General features: G+C 79.1%; 3 pseudogenes. All 3 read left to right on the top strand.

The features are described from left to right. Nucleotides 1-1103 (top strand): annotated as a pseudogene (locus ABD317_RS35000) (AfsR family transcriptional regulator); the annotation flags it as partial. A gap of 5 nt (nucleotides 1104-1108) precedes the next feature. Further along, nucleotides 1109-3204 (top strand): annotated as a pseudogene (locus ABD317_RS34995) (TOMM precursor leader peptide-binding protein). Further along, a pseudogene (locus ABD317_RS34990) lies at nucleotides 3191-3402 on the top strand (hypothetical protein); the annotation flags it as partial. The pseudogenes ABD317_RS34995 and ABD317_RS34990, both read left to right, overlap by 14 nt.

Here is a 3402-nt window from a genome sequence, read left to right as displayed (position 1 = left end):
CCGCCGCGCCCGCGCCTCCGCCGGCCCCGCCGGCGCTGCCGCCGGCGCCGTGGTTCACCGGGCGGGCCGAGGAGGTGGCGACGCTGCGGCGGGGGGTGACCGCGGAGCCCGACGGCTCGGGCACGCCGGTCGCCGAACTGGTCTGGGGCGAGCCGGGTATCGGCAAGACCGCCCTCGCCCGGCAGGTGGCGCACCTCGTACGCGACGACTTCCCCGGCGGGCAGACGCTGGTGCCCATGGCCGCGCCGGACGGCTCCCCGCGCCCCGCCGCCGAGGTGGTCGGCGAACTCGCCGTGCCGGCCGCCCCGGGGGAGCGGGCGCTGCTGATCCTCGACGACGTGGTGGACGCGGCGCAGGCACGCGACGTGCTCGCCGCGGTGCCCGTGCTGCCCGGCCATGGGCTGCTGATCACCAGTCGGCTGGGGCTCGCCGGGCTGGTCGCCACCCACGGCGTACGGGTCCACCGCCTCGGCGCCCTCCCGGCCGCGGAGGCGGAGGAGCTGCTGGCGGCGGTGCTGGGCGCGGAGCGGGTCGCGGGGGAGCCCGGCGGCGCGGAGGAACTGGCCCGGGTGTGCGGACACCACCCGCTGGCGCTGGTGATCGCCGCTGCCCGGCTCGGTACCCGCCCGGCGCTGCGGCTCGGCGACTGCGCGCGCTGGCTCGCCGACGACCCGCTGGGCCGGCTGTCGCTCAGCGGCCACCCGCGGATGTCGGTGCGGGAGCTGTTCGACGCCGCCCTGGGCCGGCTCGACCCCGAACTCGTCGGTGCGTACGCGGCGCTCGGCGCGCTGGCGGAGCCCGGCTGGGACGCTGCCGACTGCGCCGCCGTGCTCGGGCTGGCCCCGGCGGAGTGCGAGGCGGTGCTCGAACGGCTCGCCGACGCGGGCCTGCTGGAGGACGGGCCGCCGGGCCCGTACCACCCGCATCCGCTGCTGCGCCTGCACGCGCGGCTCGTGGCGGGCCGCGGGGGCGGTTCGCCGCCGCGGCGGCGGGACCAGCACGGCCCGCCCGGCCGTCCGGCCCAGCCGGGCCAGCAGGGGCGGCAGCGCCAGCCGGGCCAGCAGGACCGGACCAGCAGCAGCCAGCCGAAACAGAAGGTGTGAGAGGGATGCCACGAGCGTTCGAGGACTTCGCCGCGATGCGGCCCAGGCTGCGCCGGGACGTGCTGTACACCCAGACCCCCGGAGGCGTGCTGTTCCACAACGCGGACGGCGGCTTCCACCTGGCGGGGCGTACGGCCTACCGCTTCGCCTCGCTGATCGTGCCGCACCTCGACGGCAGCCGGCCGCTCACCGACATCTGCGCCGGACTCGGCGCGGCGCAGCGGGCGATGGTCGCGGAGCTGGTCGGCTCGCTGGTGGAGCGGGACTTCGCCCGCGACGCCGCGCCCGCGACCGCGCCCGGCCCGCCGGCCGCCGTCGCGGAGCGGTTCGCCGCCCAGATCGCGTACGTCGACCACTACGTGGACGGCGCCGCGGCCCGCTTCGACCGCTTCCGCGAGACGCGGGTCGCGGTGCTGGGCACCGGCGAGGCGGCGCGGTGGTGCGTGCTGGGCCTGATACGCAACGGGCTCGCCGGAGTCGCCGCGGAGGAGCGGCCGGAGGCCGCGCTCGCGGAGGCCGACGAGCTGACCGCCGCCGGGTCCCCGGCCGTGCTCACCCCCGTGGACGCCGGCGCGCTCTCCTCGTACCAGGTGCTCGTCGTCACCGGCGCCGACGCGCCCGCCCGCACCCACGCCCTGCTGCGGGCCGGCCTCGCCGAAGGCCAGCTCCTCATCCCCGCCTGGACGTTCGGCGACCGCGTCGTCGTCGGCCCCCGCTCCGGCGGGCTCACCGCCGGCTGCCTCGGCTGCACGCTGCTGCGGCTCGGCGACACCACCGACCTGGCGGCCGCCGCCGCGCTGCTCGCCGAGCTGGCCGGGGTGGCCGAGCCGGCGCCGGCCCCCGCGGGCGGGGCGCTGACCGGGCCGGTCGCGGCGATGGTCGGCAACCTGCTCGCGTACGAGGTCTTCCGCACCGTCACCGGCGCGCTGCCCGCCGAGACCGAGGGCCAGGTCCTCATCCAGGACCTGGACTCCCTCGACGTCGTCGCCGAACCGCTGCGCCCGCACCCGCGCTGCCCGCGCTGCGCCGACCCGGGCGCGGGCGCCGGCACCGGCGCGGGCACCGCGGAGCTGCGGCCCGACGAGCTGACGGTCGCCCCGACGGTGACGGTGGAGACGGCCCGCGAGGCGGAGGAGCTCGTCGCCCGCCTCAACCGGCTCGGCGACGCGCTCGTCCGCCCGCACGTCGGCGTCTTCACCCGCTACCGCGACGAGGAGCTGACCCAGACGCCGCTGAAGGTGAGCCGGATCGAGGTGCCGGCCGCCGCGGGCCGCTGCGCGAACTCCCGGCGCGGATACGGCGGCTGGGGCCGGACGCGCTGGTCGCCGACGCCGGTACGGGGGCCACGGTGGACGACGTGACGGCGTGGGCGCGTACCACGTCGCTGCTGACGAAGGACGAAGTCGCCGTGCCCGCGGCCGCGCTGTGCCCCGCGGGGGCGGCCAACCGCGACGGCCTCGTGCTGCGGGGGTCGTGGGGCACGGGCGCGGGGGAGAGCGCGGGCGAGGCGGCCGGGCACGCCCTGCTGTCGGCGCTGGCGCACCAAGGGTTGCTGCGCGCGGTTCGGGGTGGTCACGGGGCTACCCCGGCCCGCGCGCAGCCAACGGGGGACGACCCGGAGTGGGTGTTCCTGACCCGTTCGGTGGAGACGCTGGGCGTGGCGGTGGAACTCCTGGACCTCGGCGAGTCGGAGCGCACCGGGGTGTCCGTGGCGCTGGCCCGCGAACCGGGCGTGGCCGCCCGCTGGGCGGTGGGGGCGGCGCTGACGCCGGCGGGGGCGGCGGTCGCGGCGCTGCGGGACCTGCTGGGGCAGGTGCAGCTGGCGGCGGAGACCGGCGAAGCGCCGGACACGGGCGACGAGCTGCTGCCGGACCTGGCGCCGGGAGCGGTACGGCTGCCGGAGCCGGGCCCGGAGCCGGAGCCGGGCGCTGAGACCGGCCCGGCGGCAGAGGCGGCGACGTTCCCGGTCGTGCTGGAGCGGCTGCGCGCCGCGGGGCAGGACGTGCTCTGGTGCGACACCACGCCGGTCGACCTGCGGTCGGCCGGGCTGCACACCGCGCGGGTGCTGCTCACCAAGGAGGGCACCGGTGGCGACAGCTGACCCCGAGGCCCCGCCCGCGGCGGCCCCCTGGGTCGCGGCGTGCGCCGGACTGACCACGGAACTGACGGCCCGCCTGGCGACGCTGCTCGCCACCCCGCCGACGGTGGAGGTGGCCCCGCTGGGCCTGACGAACGCCTTCGCCCCGCCGGCGCCGCGACCCGGCTCCGCCGGGGACGCGGGTGCGGGTGCGCCTGCGGC

Source organism: Streptomyces synnematoformans (genome assembly GCF_039531005.1).
Classification (GTDB): domain Bacteria; phylum Actinomycetota; class Actinomycetes; order Streptomycetales; family Streptomycetaceae; genus Streptomyces; species Streptomyces synnematoformans.
Note: the sequence above shows the minus strand (reverse complement) of the source record. Positions and strands in the feature narration are given on the sequence as shown.